This window comes from Armatimonadota bacterium (assembly GCA_020354555.1).
Classification (GTDB): Bacteria; Armatimonadota; Hebobacteria.
This window is the reverse complement of sequence record CP070648.1, coordinates 3,715,393-3,736,607: the sequence shown is the minus strand read 5'-3', so window position 1 is coordinate 3,736,607 and position 21,215 is coordinate 3,715,393. Positions and strand designations below refer to the sequence as shown.

At 65.6% G+C, this 21,215-nt stretch carries 13 protein-coding genes; 1 reads left to right on the top strand and 12 read right to left on the bottom strand.

The window, feature by feature from the left end; all coding sequences use genetic code 11:
* Window positions 1-228 precede the first annotated feature (228 nt).
* Together JSV65_15270 and JSV65_15265 are read right to left on the bottom strand one after the other, a co-directional pair.
* Window positions 229-627 carry a hypothetical protein gene (locus JSV65_15270; GenBank protein UCH33904.1) on the bottom strand — a complete coding sequence of 133 codons (399 nt, stop codon included), beginning with the start codon at window positions 625-627 and terminating at the stop codon, window positions 229-231.
* 93 nt (window positions 628-720) lie between these two features.
* Window positions 721-1,668, bottom strand: a complete 948-nt coding sequence (locus JSV65_15265; GenBank protein UCH33903.1) for a DUF1848 domain-containing protein — start codon at window positions 1,666-1,668, stop codon at window positions 721-723.
* Between the two features lie 814 nt (window positions 1,669-2,482).
* Between JSV65_15265 and JSV65_15260 the strand changes: the two genes are divergently transcribed.
* Window positions 2,483-3,820 carry a Gfo/Idh/MocA family oxidoreductase gene (locus tag JSV65_15260; GenBank protein ID UCH36801.1) on the top strand — a complete coding sequence of 446 codons (1,338 nt, stop codon included), beginning with the start codon at window positions 2,483-2,485 and terminating at the stop codon, window positions 3,818-3,820.
* A gap of 142 nt (window positions 3,821-3,962) precedes the next feature.
* Here JSV65_15260 and JSV65_15255 read toward each other — a convergent pair whose 3' ends face one another.
* The 10 genes from JSV65_15255 to JSV65_15210 form a co-directional block, all read right to left on the bottom strand.
* Complete coding sequence (locus JSV65_15255) at window positions 3,963-5,162, bottom strand: radical SAM protein (GenBank protein UCH33902.1); 1,200 nt, start codon at window positions 5,160-5,162, stop codon at window positions 3,963-3,965.
* Window positions 5,163-5,460: 298 nt separating this feature from the next.
* On the bottom strand, window positions 5,461-8,088 hold the full coding sequence (locus JSV65_15250; GenBank protein UCH33901.1) for a hypothetical protein: 2,628 nt from the start codon (window positions 8,086-8,088) through the stop codon (window positions 5,461-5,463).
* Between the two features lie 166 nt (window positions 8,089-8,254).
* The gene (locus JSV65_15245; GenBank protein ID UCH33900.1) at window positions 8,255-10,234 is read right to left on the bottom strand and encodes a NapC/NirT family cytochrome c; all 1,980 of its coding nucleotides are present in this window, start codon (window positions 10,232-10,234) and stop codon (window positions 8,255-8,257) included.
* 143 nt (window positions 10,235-10,377) lie between these two features.
* Window positions 10,378-12,135: a cytochrome c3 family protein gene (locus JSV65_15240; GenBank protein UCH33899.1), complete on the bottom strand. Its 1,758-nt coding sequence runs from the start codon at window positions 12,133-12,135 to the stop codon at window positions 10,378-10,380.
* Window positions 12,136-12,310: 175 nt separating this feature from the next.
* Entirely contained in the window at window positions 12,311-13,165 is an 855-nt protein-coding gene (ccsB, locus tag JSV65_15235) for a c-type cytochrome biogenesis protein CcsB (GenBank protein UCH33898.1), read from the bottom strand.
* Window positions 13,165-14,112 (bottom strand): hypothetical protein, encoded by a 948-nt coding sequence (locus JSV65_15230; GenBank protein UCH33897.1) that lies wholly within the window; start codon window positions 14,110-14,112, stop codon window positions 13,165-13,167. The genes ccsB and JSV65_15230 overlap by 1 nt, the downstream gene beginning before the upstream one ends.
* Window positions 14,109-15,497, bottom strand: coding sequence for a cytochrome c biogenesis protein ResB (locus tag JSV65_15225; protein ID UCH33896.1), 1,389 nt, complete (start codon window positions 15,495-15,497; stop codon window positions 14,109-14,111). Before JSV65_15225 ends, JSV65_15230 begins: the two co-directional genes overlap by 4 nt.
* A gap of 220 nt (window positions 15,498-15,717) precedes the next feature.
* Window positions 15,718-18,675: a DmsE family decaheme c-type cytochrome gene (locus JSV65_15220; GenBank protein ID UCH33895.1), complete on the bottom strand. Its 2,958-nt coding sequence runs from the start codon at window positions 18,673-18,675 to the stop codon at window positions 15,718-15,720.
* On the bottom strand, window positions 18,656-20,017 hold the full coding sequence (locus tag JSV65_15215) for a glutamyl-tRNA reductase (GenBank protein UCH33894.1): 1,362 nt from the start codon (window positions 20,015-20,017) through the stop codon (window positions 18,656-18,658). The genes JSV65_15220 and JSV65_15215 overlap by 20 nt, the downstream gene beginning before the upstream one ends.
* Entirely contained in the window at window positions 20,014-20,814 is an 801-nt protein-coding gene (locus JSV65_15210; GenBank protein ID UCH33893.1) for a redox-sensing transcriptional repressor Rex, read from the bottom strand. Before JSV65_15210 ends, JSV65_15215 begins: the two co-directional genes overlap by 4 nt.
* Window positions 20,815-21,215 lie beyond the last annotated feature (401 nt).

The following is a 21,215-nucleotide window of genomic DNA, read 5'->3' as shown; positions in this document are numbered from 1 at the left end:
TTACCGATGTAGTCACAGAAGGTTGGTTGCAGGATGCACATGGGAGTCGCTCGGGCAACGAAGGAGCAAGGAGACCCAGGCCGGGAGCGGCGGCCGCAAACTGCAGGCAGTCCTCCGGTGGCAGTAAGCATGATTGTATCTGGCCGGGGTTGTCGGTCATGTGTCTGTGTCCTCCACGATCACGCGACGCCAGAATCGGTCCGCTATCCCATGCGGGACTTCAAGCGCTTATGACTTCTTGGTGGGCCGCTTGGGCTTGGCCTCAAAAAGCTTCAGCACACGGTCGCGCAAGTAGCGTTGCACGAACGAGTTGACGGTGCCGTCCGGATACAGGACCCGGTTTCCGATCAGCAGCCTCATCTTCTTTCCGAAGGCATACTCCGAGAGGGCGCTCTTGGCAGCGAGTTCCTCACGGGGGTACACCGCGTTCTTCCAAAGCCACTCCCAGACCTCGCCCTCGGAGTCGCCGCGGAGAGGACGGAGGTTCTTCGTGCGCAGGACGGTTGTATTGGTCCACGCAACGATAATCTTGATCAGGTCCAGGTCGTCGCCAATCAGGAGCACGACCTCGGGCTTCTCGTTCTGCTTGAAGTGCGCGAGCTTCTCCGCGTAAAGGTCGCCGCTCAATGGATTCCTCTCCGTTCAACGGCAGTGCCAAGCCACGCAGCATACGGCGGTGAGCGGTGCTCAGCGTCAGAAGCTGCCGCGTCTCGATCGTTGTCAGCCCTGGCGGTCCCGGCAAAACAGCGGTAGGTCTTCCTGCGGTTTTCTCTTAGGCATGCGACGCGGGGCGCACAACCATTCGGCCGAGGGATCATGCTGCTCGAAGAACTTCCTCGAGACCTGGAGATTGGTGACCGCATAACAATAAGCGCAGCCGTGTAAGCAGGTGTCATATGCGCCAATGTCGCGCGAGTAGTGGCAAGCGCACTGTGTGCCGCGATGGCCCGGTTTCCAGCCAAGAATCGGCCGGTTAGCGACCTCACTCAGACGCTGAGCATCTATACAGATGGCTTCCGCAATGCCCGGGCTCAGGTACTCGGGCTGAGCGCACAGGCGGAGCGTCATGCCGTTCCGCGCCGCGATCGCTGACAGCTCGGTGAGGAAGTCTCGTTTGCGTTCCCGGGCGGGATCCTCCCACTGGAATCCCGCCTGCCGTGCGGCGCGGGCCAGACTTGTTCCCGTCTTGCGGTAGACAAATGAGGCATATGCCACAACGACCTCATCCACCACACCGGCAAGCGCACCGGTGAGTCGGGCGAAGTTATCGCGATGGAAATTGAAGTCCGTCGCGCTCGTGATGAGGATTGGATCATAGCGCCAAATGCCAACTACGGGTCCGCAGGCTTGAGCGACGGACCGCATGTGCGCGATGGCTGTTTCCGCGGGCGGGATTGATGGCTCCAGAAACCGCGGGTAGCCATTGATGGTATAGTGGATGACGAACGGAAAGCCGCGCTCTTGAAGTACTGCGAGCTTCGGCAGAAACGGCCGCAGGTTCTTCGTCCAGAAGAAGAACCCATCGACATCTTCACGCCGCAGACTGATCCGGTAAGTGTGGCCGTTGAAGGGGTTGACCGATAGACAATACCCAGCATCGAGGCGGTTATGGAACCAGTTCCCGTAAAACGCGGGGATGTCCGTTCTAGAACTGGCAGAGATAATCATTGTCCTTCCGACGCTTCATCCAGTAATCTAGCACGTTTGCCAGTGTGCTTCTCCCAGCGATCGATGATTATCCGCCGATGCTCCGCGCTACCGCGCTGACCGCGTGATCGTTCAACCTTGGGTTGTCTTGCCAGGGCGTCAGCTTGGACAACTCGATCTCTCGAATCTCTAGCGTCCCCGTCACCCCACTCATGGATCTCCGTCCTTGCGCTCCCGAGTACGCATCGCGTCTGTACGCTTGCGGTCGATCCGGGCTCTTCGTGCCTCGTAGTCCGTGATGCAAAACAACGTTTGCATAATGGTACATCTCAAACTTCTGTTTGTCAAGAAGAAAAGCCGATCTGAGGGCGTCAGCTGCGCTCCCGTGCGGTCCCAGATGGGCAGGCTCGGCATGAGCGGCGCATGCAGAGTCATATGAGGGGGGCGGCTCTCGAGCACTTTGGCGGCAGCATCCAGCGGCCAGCGGCCTCGTCAGACGATGCGCGCGCTCGCCACTTCCAGCATGTTTGTCATACTTTGCCCCGCCGCTTCGATTCAATCGAGGTGGCGGCGTGAGGCAATAGTAAGGAGTGGAAGGGTGAAGAGGACTGCCGCGGGGGCGAACCGAGCGCCAGCGGCCTGCCACCGTTGACTCCGTTTCGTTCCCGAAGTATACTCTTCGGAGTGGTTTGCGCCTGCCGCCGACCTTTCGCGGGTCACCCGGATGAATGGCCGGGGCGGTTCCGTCATCTTCCGGGGCACAGGCTAACTCAGCTCGACGAAGAGAGGGAACGGATCCATGACAGAACACGGTTTCACGCGGCGCACGTTTCTGATGGGAAGTGCCTTGGCGATTGCGGGCTTCGCGACTGCCGGGCGTTCCGCCACGAGGAGGGTTTCTCCGAACGAGAAGCTGGACATGGCCGCCATCGGTGCGGGCGGACAGGGGGGCGGCGACATATCGAGCATGGACGAGGAAAACATCGTCGCGTTGTGTGACGTGGACTGGGCCCGCGCGGGCGGCACGTTCGGAAGGTTCCCCAAAGCCCGGCGGTACAAAGATTTCCGGGTCATGCTCGAGAAGGAGAAGCTGGACGCCGTCACCATCTCGACGCCGGACCACACCCACACGGTAGCCGCGCTGGCCGCGATGCAACTGGGCATTCACGTCCGGGTGCAGAAGCCGCTGACGTGGTCGATTGCCGAGGCGCAGGCGCTCACGAAGGCGGCGCGCAAGTACAACGTGGTGACGGCGATGGGCAACCAGGGCCACGCCGGCGACGGGGTGCGGCAGATGTGCGAGATCATCTGGTCGAACGCCATCGGCCCGGTTCGCGAGGCGCACATCTGGACCGACCGGCCGCTGTGGGACCAGAGCGCAACAGCGAAGCTGCCGTCGGTGGCGGTGCCCGACGACCTGGACTGGGACCTCTGGTTAGGTCCCGCGCCGTACCGCCATTTCAACCCCGGGTATGCGCCGTGGAACTGGCGGGGGTGGTGGGAATTCGGCTGTGGCGCCCTGGGCGACATGGCCTGCCACATCATGGACCCGGCGAACTGGGCGCTCCAGCTCGGCACGCCCACCGGTGTCGAATGCGTCGTCCTCGAGGGCTGCAGTGAGGAGACGCCGCCCGTGAGATCGGTGGTCAAGTACGAGTTCCCGGCGCGGCCGTTCCGGGAGAAGGTGGACGTCGCGTGGAAGGGAAAGACCCTGCCGCCGGTGACGGTGTATTGGTACGACGGCGGGTGCATGCCGCCGCATCCCGCAGGTGTTCCGCAAGGCACGGAACTGGGTGACGGCAGCAACGGCTCGTACTTCGTCGGCGACGACGGCGTGGCGACGACGGGCTGCTACGGCGGCAACACGCGCTTGCTGCCCGAGGAGCGGATGAAGGATTTCCAGATGCCGGACGAAGTCATCCCGCGCGTGCCGCTCGGCAGTTCGTCCCTGGAGTTCGCCAACGCGTGCAAAGGCGGTCCGCTGCCGGGCTCGAATTTCGACTACTCCGGCCCGTTCACGGAGGTGGTACACCTGGGCAGCCTGGCAGCGCGCGCCGGCTTGGGCAAGAAGATCGAGTGGGACTCGAAAGCCATGCGTTCGCCCAACATGCCGGAGGTCAACCAATTCGTCGAACGGCAGAACACGCGCCGCGGCTGGGAAATCAGCGTGTAACCCACGCAGCCCCAATGCATCGAGGAGACAAGAGGCCCTCCCGAAAGGGAGGGCCTTGTATTTCCGGGATTTCGCCGGTGGAATTCCCTGGGGCGGTGGAGCGCCCATGAGGCCACCGCACGACACGTGCGGAGCGCTTAACTCAACCGGACGCCTGCGGCGGCGCAGGCCCGGAGATCTCGTCGTCGGTGAGATAGCACGTGGGATCCGCCCCCCAGGGATCGCCGTGAATCGCTGCGGCGCGGATGCGACAGCCGCCGCAGTAATCCTTGAACCCGCACTCGCCGCAGCGGCCGCCGACCCCGAGCGGCATCTGCTTCAGGCGCCCCATGAGCGGGTGGCTGGAGTCGTTCCAGATCGCCGAGAATGGCCGGTCGCGCACGTTGCCCAGTGATTCGTGGCCCCAGAACTGGCACGCATGGACATCCCCGGTGACGTCAATATTGGCGAACTTCCGGCCTGCCGAGCAGCCGCCGTGCATGGCGAGCAGCTGCAGGACCTCCTCCGCCCGCCCGGGATCGCGCGCCGCGATTTCGCGGTACAAGTAGATCCCGTCGGCGTGGTTGTCCGTGGTCAGGATCTCGATCTTCCTGCCTTCCTGGTGCAGCTCTTTCGTCTTGCCGATGAGCCATTGAATCAACTCGCGCCGCTGTGCCGCGGAGAGATCGCGCTGCGGCAGATCGGCGCCGCGCCCGGCGTAGACGAGATGGTAGAGGCAGAAGCGGTCCGCCTGCTCAGCCACGGCCTGCCCGATGACGCCGGGCAGATCGTCGGCGTTGTCGCGGGTGACGGTGAACCTGACGCCGCTCCTCAAGCCGGCGGTGCGGGCGTTGCGCAGGCCGTCCCAGGCGGCGGCAGAGGCGCCCGCTTTGCGCCGGAACGCATCGTGCCGCTCGGCGAGGCCGTCGATCGAGATGCCGACATACTGGAAACCCGCGTCTTTCAGTCGCTGCGCCACCTCAGGGGTGATGAGCGTCCCGTTCGTTGACAGCACCGCGCGGAGCCCTCGGTCGCTTGCGTAGCGACCGAGTTGATAGCCATCCGGCCGCAGCACCGGCTCACCACCCGAGAACAGCAGCACCGGGACGCCCATCTGCGACAGGTCGTCGATGAGCGCCTCCGCCTCGGCGGTGGTAAGCTCAGGACGCCGCGATGCCTCCGACGAATCGTTGTAGCAATGGACGCAGCGCAGGTTGCACCGCGTCGTCATGTTCCACACCACCAGCGGGCGATCCGCCGTCGTGAACTGGAGCAGACCGGGCTCCTGACCGCCCTGGCTGACCTGGCGCAGCGCGCCGGACACGGTTGCCGTGCCGCATAGGAGTTTCGTGAATCCGATCAAGTGCTGCCTCCTCCGGACAACCAACGAGATGGAGCGTACTCGTCCAAGCGCAGCGACCGGCCCGGCATTGGCGCTGCCCATGACAGCGATCGCCTCGCACCCGCGCGGCGCAGATGGCGCTAGGGATCATACATGACTACGACGCGCGCGGCAACCGCCGCGTACGCCTCGCGGGCGACGCCCTCCATCGTGAGATAGACCTGCGAACCACGATTAGGAGAATTGTACCCGTTACGGCGCTGCTCCAGACCGCCGCAATCGCGACTGGTTCGTCCATTGCGCGCCCCGCCGGCGGGCGCTATGACTTCAGAGACGGCGCATCCTCGGCGCGGGCGGCGCGCTTCCCCCGCAGCAGCAGGTGCAACCCGCTTTTCCACGCCATGCGCGGGATGAGCCGCAGGTTGCACTTGCGCAGCACGACGCTGCGATAGCTGGTTCGCCCCGACACGCAGTCGAACAGCGCCTGGCGCAGATCAGCATCGTCCCGCGCTTCGGCGACGAACGCGGGCAGTACTCCCCAGCGCGACACCAGCCCCGTCAGCATCCTGACGACGCGGCCGTACTGCAAGTCACCCGTCAGGTGCCGACGGCTGGCGGCGAAGTAATCGAATGCTTGCCGCGACACGCCGCGCGTCAACATCGTCGTCGCAGCCAGGGAACCGGCTTCGATGGCGGCGTTGATCCCCTTGCCCTTGAACGGCCGGACCAGGCCCGCTGCATCGCCGAGGACGACGTAGCGGTCACCGTAAAGGCAGCCCGCGGGGCCGAGGGGAAAGGATCCCTTGAAGGCGCCTTGGATGTCGCACGCCGGCGGCAGCAGGCGCCCCGCATACCGCGACAGGAATGTCGTCATGTCGGCCTCGCGGAGCCGGCGCCCTGCGATGATAACCGTCACGTGATTGCTCTTGGGCACCAACGCGCCGAACTCAACCGTGCGGTCACGGGGCAAGAAGACGTGAATGTGGTCGTCCAGCAGGCCTGGTATGTGGTCGAGCCCGGCGGGATGCAGCTTGCACGCCAGGGTCTCCAGCGATGCGGGCGGCCTGTACCGCGTGGCGCGCGCGAACGCCTGCGCGATACCGGGGTCGAGCCCGAACGCGCCCACCGCAACATCGCCGTGGAACGTCCCGCTATCGGTGTACACGACCACGCCGTCGGGGTTGACCTCGACATCGTCCGCGCGGGCGTGAACGACTTGCGCGCCTGCCCGTTGCGCGGCTCGCAGCAGCAGGCCGTCGAGTTGCACGCGCCGCAACGCGTTGGCGCGTTCGCCGAGTTCGTCACCGTCAAGCGCGATGGTGCCCCCATTGGCGTGAAGCGTGTAGCCGCGAATATCCCTTTGGGCAAGGCCGTTGGGGAGACGCGCGCCCAGCATTCCCTCTATCATTTGCAGCCCGGGCGGTGAGATGACGCCGGCACACTGGTTCTGGTGCTCGCCGAAGCGCTTTTCCTCGATCAGGATGATCCGCGGTACGCGCCGCAGCAGCCGCCCCGCCCGGGCCAGAGTTATCGCGCACGCTGCGCCGGCGGGCCCGCCGCCGATGATGAGCACCGTCTGCTCCGAGCCCAACGGCCCGAGCGCAGGTGAGATTGGGCGGCGCGCGCGGCGCGGGCGCAAAGCGGGGATTCGCATCCGAGCGGCCACGTCGCGCGCGAGCGCGCGCGCGATCGCCCAGTGCAGGCGCAGGTCGAGCAGCCGGGACGCGATTGATCGGTACGGTATATTGCCGGTGAACATGCCCCACAGCACGGCGCTGAGGCGCTTCGGGCGTCCGCGCGCGGCCTGCTCCGCGCGCGCGACCGCGACGTGCGACCGGGCCACGGTGGGCGATGATGAGATGATGTCATGGAGCCTGAACAGCGCGCGTCCGTAGCGATTGTCGCGCACGTAGTACTGACAGCGCGACACATACCGGCGAGCCAGCGCGTCCGCCCGCAAGTCGCCTGCAACAATCGCCCGGGCGGCCCAGCACGCAGTGTAGAAGCTGGACTCGATCCCGTTCTTGAGGTAGCGTGCCACGTGGGCATCGCCGATGATCAGGATGCGGTCGCTGACCGCGTTGCGCGCCGCCGTGATCGGCAGCCAAGGCCCGCAAGCGCAGAACCGTCCCGGCGCTTGCCATCCCGCCGGCATGCGCCGCTTGACGTAAGGGGAATCGAGGAACTCCTCAAGGTCGGGGCGACGCGGGTGGGCGCCGATCAGCGTCACCGTCACGTGCTGGCGCTTGGGGGTGATCGCAGCGAACTCGAGATGCGGAAGGCCGAGCGCGAAGATGAACACGCGGTCGCCCATCTCGCGCTCGATGAAATCAGGGTCAACCGGAATCTCCGCCTGAAACGCGCGCGCCACCTCGGGCGCGCGGTAGCCGAAGCCAAGGCGCTCGAAAATGCGCACCAGGTTGCTGTTGACGCCGAAGGCGCCGACCACGATGTCCGCCTCGTGTCGCGCTCCGTCCCGCGAGACAACCACGCACGGCTCCGACGGCGAGGGCGGCACTGCGACGTCAACCACCATCTTGTTGAGATACGTGACACCGCGCTGCTCCGCTTCGCGCAGGAGAAAGTAGTCGAACCCCTGTCGCGCCGACGGGTACATACCCAGGGGCCCGGGACCGCGGAAGGTACTGTAGAGCTGGGTGCCGGGCGGAGTGGGGATGTCGACTGCGCCGCCTTTGGTCTCCAGACAATAACCGGCGATGCGGCGCTGGATGACGTGCTCGGGGAGTTCGATGCCGAAGCGCCGCATGTTGCGCACGAGCGAGTCGGGGATGATGCCGGCGCACATGTTGCATCCGGCCGGGCCGGGCTTCTCGAAGCTCTTGTGGTCGAACACGACGATCTCCATGTCGTGTCCGGCCTGTCGTGCCAGCCTGCTGAGCCAGATCGCGCAGAAGGCGCCCGCCGGCCCCCCGCCGAGGATTGCCACTCTCGTCCCGTGGGAGCACAGCGTTCGGTCTGGGTGTTTGCCGCAGTTGCGTGACACGTACGTCCCTGTTACGGTCTCGCGCATAGCCCGGCGGCCGCGCTACGCCGAGATTGCGGGCGGTTGGTCTTGCTGCCGATTCGCTGCGCCGGGGCGGCGGTGTTCGCCGCTAGCCATGTCTGGGGGTTCCCTTCTGGCGGGGACGCGCGGATGTCTGCGCATGGCATTCGGTGCAGCTGTCCTCTCCGTGGCACAGTGCGCACAGGTCCATATTGCCCGCGCCGACGTTGCCATGCTCGGATTTCCAGTCGGGCGACTCGTGGTCGGACGGCGCAAGCGCGGCGTGACACGTCGCGCAGTCGTTATGATCGGCACGGTGGCATTTCCCGCAGGTCGAGGGGGATGCCGCCGCCTGAGCGCCGTGGTCGCCGGCCCAGTCGTCGGGATGAGGCATCGCCACGCCATGGCACTTCGTGCAGTACAACGCGGCGTGGCACGCTGCGCACTGCTGCCGCTTCTCGGGGGTTGCCGCCTGGCTGCCGTGCGCGGCAGGCCAGTCCGTGGGGTGAGGCATCCTGACCCCGCGGTGGCACGCCAGACACAGACTGTCTGTGTGACACGTCCTGCACGTCTTGGCGTCGGCCTTTGCCTGGGTGCCGTGACGCGCGACCCAGCCGTCCTGGTGTGACTTGGGCTGCGTGCTGCGGTGGCAGCCGACACAGAAGTTTTCGTTGTGGCAGCGCGCGCACACGCTCCGGTCGCGCTTCGCCGCCGGCCGGTGGCCGTCCGACCAGCCCTGCGGATGCGGCATCGGCAGGCGGTGGCACGATTCACAGTAGGAGCTTTCGTGACAAATGCGGCACGCGGCTTCGCCGGTCAGCGCCGTCGTTCCGTGTGTCCGCGACCACTGCGGGTCATGAGAGCGCGGCCGGCCGGCCTGGGATCTGTGGCAAGTCTGACAGAAGTCCGGTCGGTGGCAGACGACGCAGTCACCTTCCCCAGCGTTGACCGCTGCGCCATGTTGCTGTCGCCATTGCGCATCGTGCGTCTTCGGCACCGCCTGCTGGTGGCATCGGCCGCAGTACTGCTCGGTATGGCACACTCGACAACCGTCAGGCTTGGCGCGCGCCTGGGCCGGGTGCGTGCGCAGCCAGTCGTCGGGATGATGGCGGTAGATGGCATGGCAATCCGCACAGAAGCGCTCCTCGTGGCACCGGGCGCAGTCCTTGGGATCCCGCTTGAACCCCTCGGGATGAGTGCTGACCCAGTCCAGGCTATGAGCCCGGCGCAGGGCATGGCAGTCCTTGCAGAATGACATCTCCTCGCCTTCGCCCGGCAGCGCGTGGCACACGCGACAGCTCTTGGGCTTGGCGCGGAATTCCTTGGGATGCACAGCGACCCAGTCGGCAGCGTGTGGATCGGCGGTGCGGTGACAGTTGTCGCAGAAGGTCGAGCGATGACACCGGCTGCATGACTCGCCGTGCTGCCGGATATTCTCCTTGTGCGCCTCAACCCACTCCGGACGAAAAGTGACTGGGCTCCGCTGCCCCAGCACGATATGGCACGTTGAGCACTCGTTGGGCGCGCGCTCGCCGTCGTGGCACTTGTAGCACGTCTCCATCCGCGGCGGATTCCCGAAAGCAGGTTGCGGTCCGTGCACCATCTCCCCATGGCAGAACGTGCACTTGGTGCCCCGATCCCAGTGCGCCTGGTGGGTGATCTGGATCGTGTGATAGACCACGAGTTCACGCGTCCGCGGATGGCACGCCTTGCAGTTGGCGTCGGGCACGTGAGCCTGGATGGCGGAGCTCTGGACGGGACCGCGGACATGCAGGTAGACCTGGCGCAACGCCGCCACTTTGCTGCGGAACATGTTGATCGTGCCGGGCATGATATGGCATTCCGCACACGGGACGTCGTGATGGGTCGAGATGCGCCAGGTGCTCACCGGCAGCCCCATCTCGTGGCATGAGAGGCAGAACACGGGCCGGCTCGTCTCGTGCAGGGCAACTCCGGTGCCCATGCCGAGGACGACGATAACGGCCAGGATGATGCCCACCGGGATGCGCCAGCAAACCCATGGTATCGTGACGCGCCGCGTTATCCCGGCCCGCAGCCAGCGCCATATTTTTCGTGCGATCGCTCTCATCAGCTCACTATGACGTATGTCTCGAGATCGGCACCCGGAGTCTCCGAGCCGCGAGGCGTCGGTGCAAGTGCCGCGACGCAGTCCGAGCTGTGCCGCATTCGCGGAACCATCGCTCGTCCTTGTCCATCGGAAACGACCCCGCCCTAGTCGGACCGGCCCGTCGGCTCCGGCGATTGAGTCTCGGCAGGGTTTCCCGAGTCATGCGCGATCATCCGCTCGTACTCCAGCGGGTGATTCTCGCGCAGCTCCTGCAAGCCGATCTTCCCCGTGAGCCAAATCCTGCTCATCGGGAAGACCGAGGGGTTGAAGTGAACGTTATACATGTGCCAGATGATGATGGCCAGGAAGGCCATGATCGCCTCCCAGCCGTGGGCGACCACGGCGACGTCCATCACCCACTTGGGAAGCGCTGCGAGAGTGAGCACTGGCGACCACAGGAGAATCCCGGTCGTGATCATGACCACTGAGCCCCAACCCACGGCAAGATACTCGAACTTCTCGATGTAGTTGTAGCGGTCGAAACGGGGGCGCGTCTCCGTCAAGCCGGAGTAGAAGAGGAGCATGTGCACAAGTTGGAGCAGGTCGCGGGGGAGCGGGATGAGCTGCCTGAACTCCCAATAGCCCCGCCGAGAGAAGAGCACGTACATGAGGTGGAACGCGGTGAGCCCGATGAGCAGCAGAGCCGCCACGCGGTGGATGATGGCTCGCGCCCCCGCGCCGCCCAATAGCGTGACGACGCTTCGGGAAAGCTCTGCACCCGGCACCATGACGGGAAGACCTGTGAACATGAGCACCAGGAACGTCGCGATCAGCACCCAGTGCTGGATGCGTTGGGCGAGGGTGAGCCTCTCGAACTCAGGCTCCGCTTCTCCGCGCGCAGCCCGGTGGCCCGCGGCGATGCGCCGGCGTAGCCGCGCCAGCAGGTCGAGGCCGATGTACGCCAGGAACGCCAGCATGAGCCCGGCGATGAAAACCTGATACGCGATCTTGACCCAGAACACCGCGCGGTCCTGTGTCGGGGATGGGCGCAGGTGAACCGTGCCGATCGGGAAGTTGGCCCCCGCGCCCGGATGGCAATGCCCGCAGGTGTGCGGCAGATTGGCGTGGTTCACGCTCGAACGGGGGTCGCTCGAGGGCAGGATCAAGTGCGCCTCGTGGCAGCTTGCACAGTTTGCCATTCGGCTTGATCCGAGCGCCGTCGCAGCGCCGTGGTAGGTGCCCAAGTAGGTGGCGAAACGCTCACCCGCCAGGGCATAGCGGCGCTGAAGCCCCGGGTCGTCGTGGCACGCTATACACGTCGCGATGACGCCGCCGCGGGCGACATCCGGCAGGCGCCCTGCGTCCCGGGGATGTTCCACGTGGCAGTCCGGGCACGATGGCACGCTGCGATCCCCTGCTTGCAGCGCCGTGCCGTGGACGCTCTGCTCGTAATCGTGTCTCGCCTTCTCGTGGCACGTGCCGCAGGTCGCGGGCGCGCGCGTGCCGCTCACGAGTGACGGGGGATTCAGGGGAGATCTGATGTTGTGATCGCCATGACAATCGCGGCAGGCTGGAGAGCGCAGTTTGCCTCTGTCCGCTGTCCGTTCGTGTAGGCCGGAGACGGCTTGCTCGGCGACGCCGAGCGGCGGCAAGGGCTGAACGTAATGGCAGCGCGTGCAGTCCACTGGGCTCAGGCGCTTGGCATGTGGCACGGTGCGCGCATCTCGGTGGCAGTCCGCGCATTCGAGGTCACTGTGAACCGATGACCTCAGGACAAGCTCATCAACGAACGCGGCTTTGCGCGCTTCGACCGCCCCGGCCCGCTCTGCCGTCGGTGCGCCGTGACAGCCGAGACATATCCCCGCGCGCACCGCGGCCGTCGCCGGCTGGACGAGGACGGTGACACACACCAGGACCAGCATGAAGACCGCCGCGACCGTACGGGCGCGGCGACCGTCGCCGGCCGGTGAGACGCCACGGCACGCGGCGCCGCGCGCCGGAGCCGCTCGGCGCCCGTGTCGTCTCGCCCTCCCTTCAAGACGCACCAGGCCTCGTATCAGCGGTACACAGAACACAGCAGAGACTTGCCCAGCCGACCTAGTCGCCGGCGTAGGAGTGCACACTCTCCGAAAAGATTGCCAGGAAGCTGACGCCAATGAACGTGAACATGATGACGGCAAAGCCGACGATGGCGATGACGTTGACCTTCACACCCCGCCACCCCGCTCGCAGTCGCGCGTGGAGGTAGAACGCGTACACCAGCAACGTGATAAGTGACCACGTTTCCTTGGGATCCCAGCCCCAGTACCTCCCCCACGCGTCATACGCCCAGATCGCGCCGGTGATGTTGACCAGGGCCAGGAACGGAAACGCGAACGCGATGCAGCGGTACACCGCCTGGTCGAGATCCGGGGGCGAGGGAAGGCGACGCAGCCACGACTTCTCGCCAGGCCACCGGTTGCGGGCGAGGTAAAGCACCGCAAGCGCGGTCGCCACACCCGCCGCCCCGTATCCGACGACCGCGGTGAAGACATGGAAGATGAGCCAGTTGCTCTTGAGCACGGGCATCAGCGTCTCCGCCTGCTTCAACTCCGGCGACAGGCTCGACGCATAGCCGAGGAGTCCCACCGCGATGAACAGCGCTAGCGCGCCGCCAGGGCGCAGGTCCGCCCGCGCGCTGGCGTACCGCCACTCCAGGACGAGGTATATCGCGGCCACCGCCCAGGCGAAAGCCGTCAGATACTCGTACATCGTGACGTAGGGAACGCGGCCGGCGACGATGCCGCGCGCCACTAACACCGCAGAGTTGGCCCCCAGCCCGAGCCAGGCGAGAGCCGTGGAGAGCTGCCCAACGCGCTCCCACCGAGAAGCGGCGTAGAGCACGTAGCCCAGCGCCCCTGCGAGATACAGCCCGAAGCAGAGCTTGAAGAATGTCGCCTCGGCCTCGATCACTACCCCGCTCCCGAAGCAGACGCGGCCTGTGGCTTCTCGAACTGATGGCTGCCCTTGGGCATGTGGCATCCCGCGCAATTCTGGGGCGGGCTGTGCTGGTCGCCCGCGAGCGGCGCCTTGTGGCAGTCCAGGCACAGCTCATCCGCCGGCTTGTGCAACTGATATGGCTGACCGCTCCTGACGCCGTGGGGATCGTGACAGGTGCTGCACACGACGCCCTGGGCCAGGTGTTTGCTGTTCGCGAAGTCGTTGTACTGGCTGTACCGGGAACCCGGCTCCCAGGTTGCGTCCAGCTTGAACGATTGCGCCAAGTCATCGCCGGGCTTGAAGCCAAGCGCGAACGGCAGCCCATCCGGATTGCTGCCCCGCGCGTGGCAGCGGCCGCAAATCATCGCCTGGCGCTCTGCCGGCAGTTCCTGCGGGCGTCCGATAGACGCGAGCTTGTCTTTGCTCTTGGCGTGGCTTGAACCCGCCCCGTGGCACGCCTCGCACGTAACGCCGGGGTCACTCCACTTTCCGGTCGCGGGGTCGTACCCCGTCGTATGGCAGCCGAGGCAGCTCTTCTTTGGTTCGCCCGCCGGCACCGGTTCCCACTGCTTGCTCGCGACCCACCACTCCTTGGGCAGTGCATTCAACTCGGCACCCAGGTACGCCTGGGCGCGCACGCCCTTGCCGACGACGTATGCGACGTCCGCCTGCGCGAACCCCGCGTCAGCCCCGAAGTCGCCGAGCACCTTGTGCGCCGGGCCCTTGTCGTCCACGGCCCAGAGAGCGGCGCCGTGCGCGCTAAGTGGCTGCTTCTGCACGATTTGCTCGTCGCTCTTCTTGTGACACGCGGCGCACAGTTTGACCCCTGCATAGCCCTCGAGGCCGTCTCTGCCCATCGCGGGCGCCACCAACGCCGCCGCCACGACGCAACCTATGACGATGATTCTCGCTCTGGTCATGCCGTATCCACCTCCTCCGAAGCCGACAAATCGGCCTGCAGCGAGCGCACCGTGCGGTCGGGCGCGGGACCGAATCCCACCGCGCTCGCCCCCAGTAGTATCGTCGTCCCCCGCCCCGGCCCGGAAGCCAGCCTCGCGACGATGTCCCGGCGGGTGACGAAGAATGCCAGCACGGAGCCCACCAGCATCAGCCCGAACCCGGTCCACACCAGCGGTATGCCGAGATCGCGATGGACACCCAGTTGAACCTGCTTGCCCCCCCTTGCCTCCACCAGTTCAAAATGCACGCCGTTGTACTCAATGCCTCCGGCACTCACCCAGCCTACGTCCCGCCGGTCGGGACTCACCGCGCCGCTCTCGTCCACACTAACCAGCGCGGCAGGGAGTTCGTCCTGCGACGACGCAGGGCGGAAGTCGCTCACCCACGCCAGCCACGGCGGGTCTTCCACGTGCGTCACGCTGGCCATCATATCCACGTGACCGTGCTCGTCGAGCACCACCGGCACGTATGACACCGAGTCACCCTTCGCCACCTCGACCGCGTAGTCAGGAGCGGAGAGCGGATACAGGCTGTTCAATACGACATTGGTGCCGCGATAGCGCAGCGGGTGATTCGGCGTGATCCTCACATCGCGCACCACCTTGCCGCCGTCCACGATCTGCGTCTCCGCCCAGTACTGGGATGGTGCGCCTTCGGGTGTGGTCTCGATGCCCGCGTCCAGCAGGCGAATCCCGAACGACAGATCGCCGATCTCAACGCGATGAGTCTCGCCAGCCCGCACGTCGGCCGGCTGGTCAAAAGCCAGGGACGGCCACCGTCCGTACGCTGCCCCCACGAGTAGGACGAGCAGCCCGAGATGCACGACAAGCGGCCCCCACGCTCGAGCCCTGCCGCGCCGGGCGCGCAGCGCCGCGGCTTCCCCCGCGCCTGGGTCGACCACCGACACGTCATACCCTCGGTGGCGCAAGACCTGCGTCAGTCGCTGCGCTGCGTCCTGGAGGGATAGCTTCGCCGTGAACTCGGCGACGGCGCGCTGCCCTCGCACCTGGGACGCGGTGACCGCCGCTGCTGCCGCGGATTTCGCCCGCCGCAGCGTCCCGAGACGCTTGACCACGCACGCCGCGAGATTCACTCCGAGCAGGGCGAACAGTGCGATGAACCACCAGGAACCGTAAATGCCGCTCAGGGAACTGCGCGCGATCAAGCCGCCGAATGCTTGGCCGAAGGCCCGCTCGTAAACCTCGCGCCTGGCGTGCTGGGGGACGACCGTGCCGACCGCCATCCAGGCGATGAGCAGGCCCAGCAGCCACAGCGTCAGATCGGGAGAGTAGAGCCAGGCCCAAACGCCTTTGCGCCCGTTGCGGCCGGACGGCGAAGCGCCCATAGCATCGGCGCCCACAGCGTGAGATTGAGCGACCTCATGCTGCGGGCGGCCGGCGGGCGGGCGCCTTTGCTCCGGCCGTCCGGGCCGGCGCGGACCATCTTCTTCATTCATGGTTTAGTCCATAGGCAGGCCGCGCAGCGTCTCGCTGCGCGGCCCACATTCGTATCACTACGCTGAGGGATTCCCCATAGGCCCTCGGCTTCCTTGGCGGTTCGACCGATCAGAACTTCTTGCGCACACCGATGCGCCACAGATCGTACGATCCGTCCTGACTCGCGTTGTCCTCGTTCACCCATTCGCGCTGCTGGAAGCTCAACACAAGTTCCGTGTACGGATCGACCAAGTAGCCGACCCCGAACCACTTGTCCTTCGTCGTGATATCAAACGGGTTGAGCGTCAGCGCCACGCCGTCGAGGTCCGGATCCTGATCCAGGTAGTCGCCGAGGTTACTGGCGACGGTTGCGCCGTCGCTCTGAGTGCGGTTGAAGCGCCCGAACAGCCGCAGCCGCGGCGTGAGCCAGTGCGACGCATCAAGGCGAACCGTCTGCGCGTTGTAGTCGAACGCCGCGTGCGAGTCGATGAAGTCGAAGTCGGCAATGGGGTTCCCCAGATCGTCCTCGAGCGTGTAAATGTCGGCGCCGTAGGTGACGTCCGAACGCATGCTACCTTCCTGATCGTAGATGCCGGCCGTCAGCCGTGTGCGCCCGTCGATGGAGTAATACAACTCCGCGCCCTTGGTCGTGATCTCGTCGTTGTCGCTGCGCAACACGCTCAGCAGCGGCTCGTTGACCGTCCACGCGCGATCGAGCTTGGAGTAGAGCAACGTGCCAAGCAGCCGAGACGTGAGTCCGTAGCTGGCAACCGCCGACAGCAGTTCCTCGTCGTCGGGCTCGGTGATCCAGCGTGCTGGGAAGTGCGCCGGTGCCGCAGCGGGATCATAGTTGCCCTCGACATCGGTGCTCGCGTCGCGATAGCGTATGTTGAGACTGGCGCCGCTCGGATGCCGCGTGACGAGATTGGCGCTCAGGGCGGTGGTCTCGCTATTGCGCGGCACGAAGTCGTGGTGACTCGAGCGATCGACGTCGTCGCGCCTGAACCCAACGCTCAGTGTCGAGTAGGGCAACGCGGTGTAGCGCAGCACCAGGTTCGACGTGTCGCGATCGCGAGAGATGCCGTCGGACACGCCGTTGTCGAACTCATAGTTGAAGAAGCTGGCGGTCAGCTTCAGGTCGGGTGCGATGCGCCAGCCAGCGCCGCCTCCTGTGGTCTGGACCTCGAGCCCGTAGCCGTTGAACAGATTGTCGCGCTCCTTGTTGCTCCATAGTCCGCTGAGCGCCACGGCGGATCCCGGCACCAACATCAAGCGTACCTCGTCGGCGCTGGTTTCGGTCTCGGACATGCCGAACAGCGGTGCCAGGCCGCTGTAAACGGAGCCTCGTGCTTCATCAAAGTCGTACGCGAGCTCCGGGGCTCGATTCTTGAATCGGCCTTCAGTGTGCATGTAACGGACGGCGGCCGCGTCGGAGGCGATCTCCACGCCGGCTGACGCCTCGGTGGTCACCCGCTCGATCGGCTCCTCAAGCTGAACCTTGTGACAGCTCGTGCAGCGGTCGAGGAAGGTGAACTGCTGCGTGCCGTGCTCCGACTCGCGCCAATAACGGCCGAGCCAGCGCACGTTGCGCAACTTGGGACAGCGCGCGGCGAGGTTGATCTCGGTGACGTTGCGCTCGATCTCGAAGTCGCGGCGACCATTGGAGAGATCGGTGGTCTCAATGCTGTTGCCGGGGTAATCCACCGGCCCTTCGACATCGTCAAAACGCGGCAGGCGATGAGTCAGGACATCGTACTTGATGTCGCCACTCACCGTCGGGCTGCCGAAGTATATCTCTGCCGCCTCGTCACCCGCGGCGGGATCACGCAGGCGCAAGTGGTAGTCGCTGCCCTCGGCATACTGGTCAACGCCGAGTTTCCAGCGCGGGAACTCGTAGTTCTTGCCGTCGTACTCGCGGACGTAGGTCGGACTACCTTCCTCGTCTATGGAGCCCAGCTCGAAGTCGCTGAAGCCCCACGCGGCGCCGGCGGCGTCAAGCGGCAGCGCCGCCAGGCCCGCCAGCGCCCACGGCCCGGCGGGGGAGGTGCTGCTGGTGCGCTCGAGCGGCGAAGCAGGCCGCCCGGGCATGAAGGTGCCATTGTCCGTGCCGGACGGCAAGTCGCTGCCGTGGATGCGCGGGTGGCAGCTGGTGCACTTGTCATAGAAGCCGTGAATGGCGGTCATCGCCTCAGCCACCCCTGCTTCTGAGGTATCGAGGGGCACCAGGGGCGTGCGGTGGCCATCGTGATGGCCCGGGTGGCATTGCAGGCACAGCATCGGCTCATCCACGATGAGCAAGCGGTCATTCTGCGCGCCGTGCGCCTTGTGGCAGACGGTGCAGTCCTCCGTCACTGGCGCATGCTCGTACATGAACGGCCCTGCCTTCTCCGCGTGGCACCGGTAGCACATCTCGGAACTGGACTCGGCCGCCAAGCTGCCATTGATATCGCCGTGCGAGTTATGGCAGTCACTGCATTCCATCTTGCCCTCGGGAACCGGATGGTGGGAGGGCAGGTGCATCTCCGCCGCCTGCTGCGGATGGCATTGACTGCACACCTCGGGGTCGCTCTGCCTCAGCATCGCGCGGCCCTCGCCGCCGTGCGGATCGTGACAGGAGAGACATGCCTGTGGCAGCCTGGAGTGCGCCGTGGTTCCCCACATCATCTGCCCGCCGCCCTTGTGGCACGACAGGCACATCGCGCCGACTTGATCGCGTGAAAGCGTCTTCAGGTCGGCCGGGGTTGCGGACGGATCCTCGAGATGCGCGGCCAAGCCGGTGTGACAGCCGCCGCAGCCCTCGCGATCGTCCGCCAACTGAGGCGCATCCACGGTGCGCCGGTGAACCGTCTTGGCCCAGGCCGCCGTCTGGTCCTCGTGACACTGGGCGCACTGCGCGGCGATGCCGGGAATCGGCAACTCGCGCTCCGACGCCGCCGGCGCGTTGGCGCAAACCCGACACGCCAGCGCCAGGACAACGATTGTGCCGAAGCGTGATAAGTGCCACATCGGGCGACGGCGAAAGCCGTCGAGCTGCCGGGCCGCGAGGCCGAACAACTGGGTAGTAACGCTACGACTCGAAGTTGGCATGAGCGCTCCCTCCGGGGACGGAGTGACTATCTTCAGTGGCGCCCCGGCAAGCGTCACTTGAAGCCTTGGTGTGTGCCGCGTCGTGCTCGACGAGTTCAAACAGCTCCTGCACTGCGGCCGCGAGCGTGAATTGCTCGCCATCGGGGTGAGCCCGCAGGGCCTTGGTCGGCGCGTGGAGCAATCGCTTGACCAGCAGATCGGTCAGCCGCTCCACGACTTCCAGGTCCTCCGATGACAGGTGACCAAGCTTGCCGCGGACTTGTTGCAGGCACGTTTGCCTGATTGCCTCGACACTGCGCCGCATATCGCGGATCAGCGGGGCGATATCGCCCCGCAGCCGCCACTCCTCGAATGACTGGACTTCCTCCGCGATGATGCTGCGCGCGGCTTTGACTTCGCCCTCGCGTGCCTTAGCGTTCTCGGCGACTAACGGTTCCAGATCGTCGAGATTGAACAGGCGCACCCCGGCGACAGAACTCGCCTTTGGGTCGACATCGCGAGGGACGCTGACATCTATCACCACCAGCGGCTGTCCCGCGCGCTCCGCTGCCGCACGTCGCACCTCATCGGCCTCGAGGATAAAGTGAGGGGCCGAGGTGCACGTGATGACGAGATCCGCGGTGGTCAGCAGGCGGGGCAAGTTGGCGATGGTGTCGGCGGTGCCGCCGAGGCGGTTTGCCACTTCACGGGCTCGCTCCAGGGTACGGTTGGCCACTGTAACAGGTGCGGCCCCCTGGTGCGCGAGGTGCTTCGCGGTGGATTCGGCGATGCGGCCGGCGCCAATCACCAGCAGCGCCTTGCCTCTCAGATCACCGAGCACCTCCTTGGCAGCATGCGCCGCACAGTGGCCGACCGAGAATATGCCGGAAGCGATGCGCGTCTCCGCGCGTGCGCGCTTGCCCGCGCGCAGAGCGTGGTCGAACAGCCTGGTCAAGACGCGCCCGGCACACCCGCAGTCGCGCGCGGCGCGGGACGCAGCCTTGACCTGACCCATGATCTCGTGCTCGCCCAGGATGAGGGAATCGAGTCCTGCCGCGACCTCGGCGAGATGGGTGGCCGCATCGTGGCCCGCAAGGGCATAGACCTCACTGGCGCGAATGTCGGCGCGGTCGCTATCGCCCAGCTGCAGGAGATCGAGCACAACCGCCTGGGGATCGTTGGTGTCGTCGCCGACGAAGGAGATTTCAGTGCGGTTGCACGTGGAAAGGATAACGCACTCCTCGGCATTCAGGCGCTCGCGCGCGCGCTGAAGCATCAGCGAGAGGGCGTCAGGAGCGACGGCCACCTTCTCTCGGCGATGAACCGGCGTCAGCCGGTGGCTAATTCCAATGCAACGAATCACGAATCGCGCCTACCTGCTTCCCTGGCGAAGACCTCAGATTTGTCTGCCGTCGGCGTGCGCAGCAACAGCGACACGAGCCCCCGCAACGGACTTACGTCCTCAATGGTTGCGCCCTGCGCCGGCAGAACAATCCGGTCCGTCAGATTCAGGATCGAGCTAATCCCTGCCGACGCCGCGATCTCGGCAACCTCCTGCGCGAGATCACTCTCCGGCGCGATCACCGCCACGGTGAGGCCCAGACTGCGCGCCGACTGCGGCAATTCGCGAACAGGCTTCACGATGAGCCCACCTACCTCCTGTCCGACATGTCTACCATCATCACAGAAGACGGCGGAGATTATGCACCCGACGCTACGGAAGTCCTCGATCACACCCGGGTAGCGCGACAACCGCTCACACCCCAGCCAAGCCGCATGGCGCGGCTCGGCCAAGCCCGCGGCGCGGCGCAGGTTCTCGCTTAAGACGTCGACCGAATAGCCCGCGCCGCGTCGGCCCCAGTGGCCGACCGCGGACAGATCCTTGCGCACCGACGCCGCCGAGATGCCGATGCGCAGCCCAAGTTCAGCGGCGGCCACGCGCTGAACGCCGTCCCGACTCAACTCGTGAAGCGCCACGAGGTACAGCGGCAAGCGCTGCATAAGACGGGGCGGCAGATCCGCGGCAGAATGCCCCTGCCGCATAGACCTAAGGTCAAGAAGTGCCTCGACCAACGACCTGCCGCCCCGCTTGCCGGCGAGATTCCGGGCGAGACTGCACTCCATCTCCTCGCCCGCTTCAAGGACTGGGCAAGAACTCAATTCGCACTCACGGCAGGACGGTACACCCTTCGACCTCACGCAGGTGTAGAGAGCGCACTCGGTGCCTTCACCGCGCCGCATCCTTGAGTTCCCCCGCAGACACGCGGGGCAATCATCATTCACATGGTGCTCGCACGAGGCACAGCTGGCGAGGCCACAGATGCTGTGGGGCGCCCGTCGCCATACACCAGAATGTGCATCATCCGAGCCGACGCGAGTATCCAGCATTCGTGAAACTACTTCCGCTTCCAACGATAACAACGTGAAGTATTTCGCTTACTTTCGGGCCTCGATATGCGATTCCTTCCTGGCCTGCCGCGAATTTCGTGAAAAATTTCACCAAGGCAAATACACTGCCCCGGCCCTCGCCGAGCGGAGCACCACGACGTCACGCGACCGCA

What these genes read in the sequence shown, in the direction of transcription:
- JSV65_15265 (UCH33903.1), bottom strand. Translation starts at nt 1,668, where the DNA reads ATGATTATCTCTGCCAGTTCTAGAACGGACATCCCCGCGTTTTACGGG.
- JSV65_15240 (UCH33899.1), bottom strand. Translation starts at nt 12,135, where the DNA reads ATGCTGGTCCTGGTGTGTGTCACCGTCCTCGTCCAGCCGGCGACGGCC.
- JSV65_15245 (UCH33900.1), bottom strand. Translation starts at nt 10,234, where the DNA reads ATGAGAGCGATCGCACGAAAAATATGGCGCTGGCTGCGGGCCGGGATA.
- JSV65_15230 (UCH33897.1), bottom strand. Translation starts at nt 14,112, where the DNA reads ATGACCAGAGCGAGAATCATCGTCATAGGTTGCGTCGTGGCGGCGGCG.
- JSV65_15225 (UCH33896.1), bottom strand. Translation starts at nt 15,497, where the DNA reads ATGGGCGCTTCGCCGTCCGGCCGCAACGGGCGCAAAGGCGTTTGGGCC.
- JSV65_15220 (UCH33895.1), bottom strand. Translation starts at nt 18,675, where the DNA reads ATGCCAACTTCGAGTCGTAGCGTTACTACCCAGTTGTTCGGCCTCGCG.
- JSV65_15260 (UCH36801.1), top strand. Translation starts at nt 2,483, where the DNA reads ATGGGAAGTGCCTTGGCGATTGCGGGCTTCGCGACTGCCGGGCGTTCC.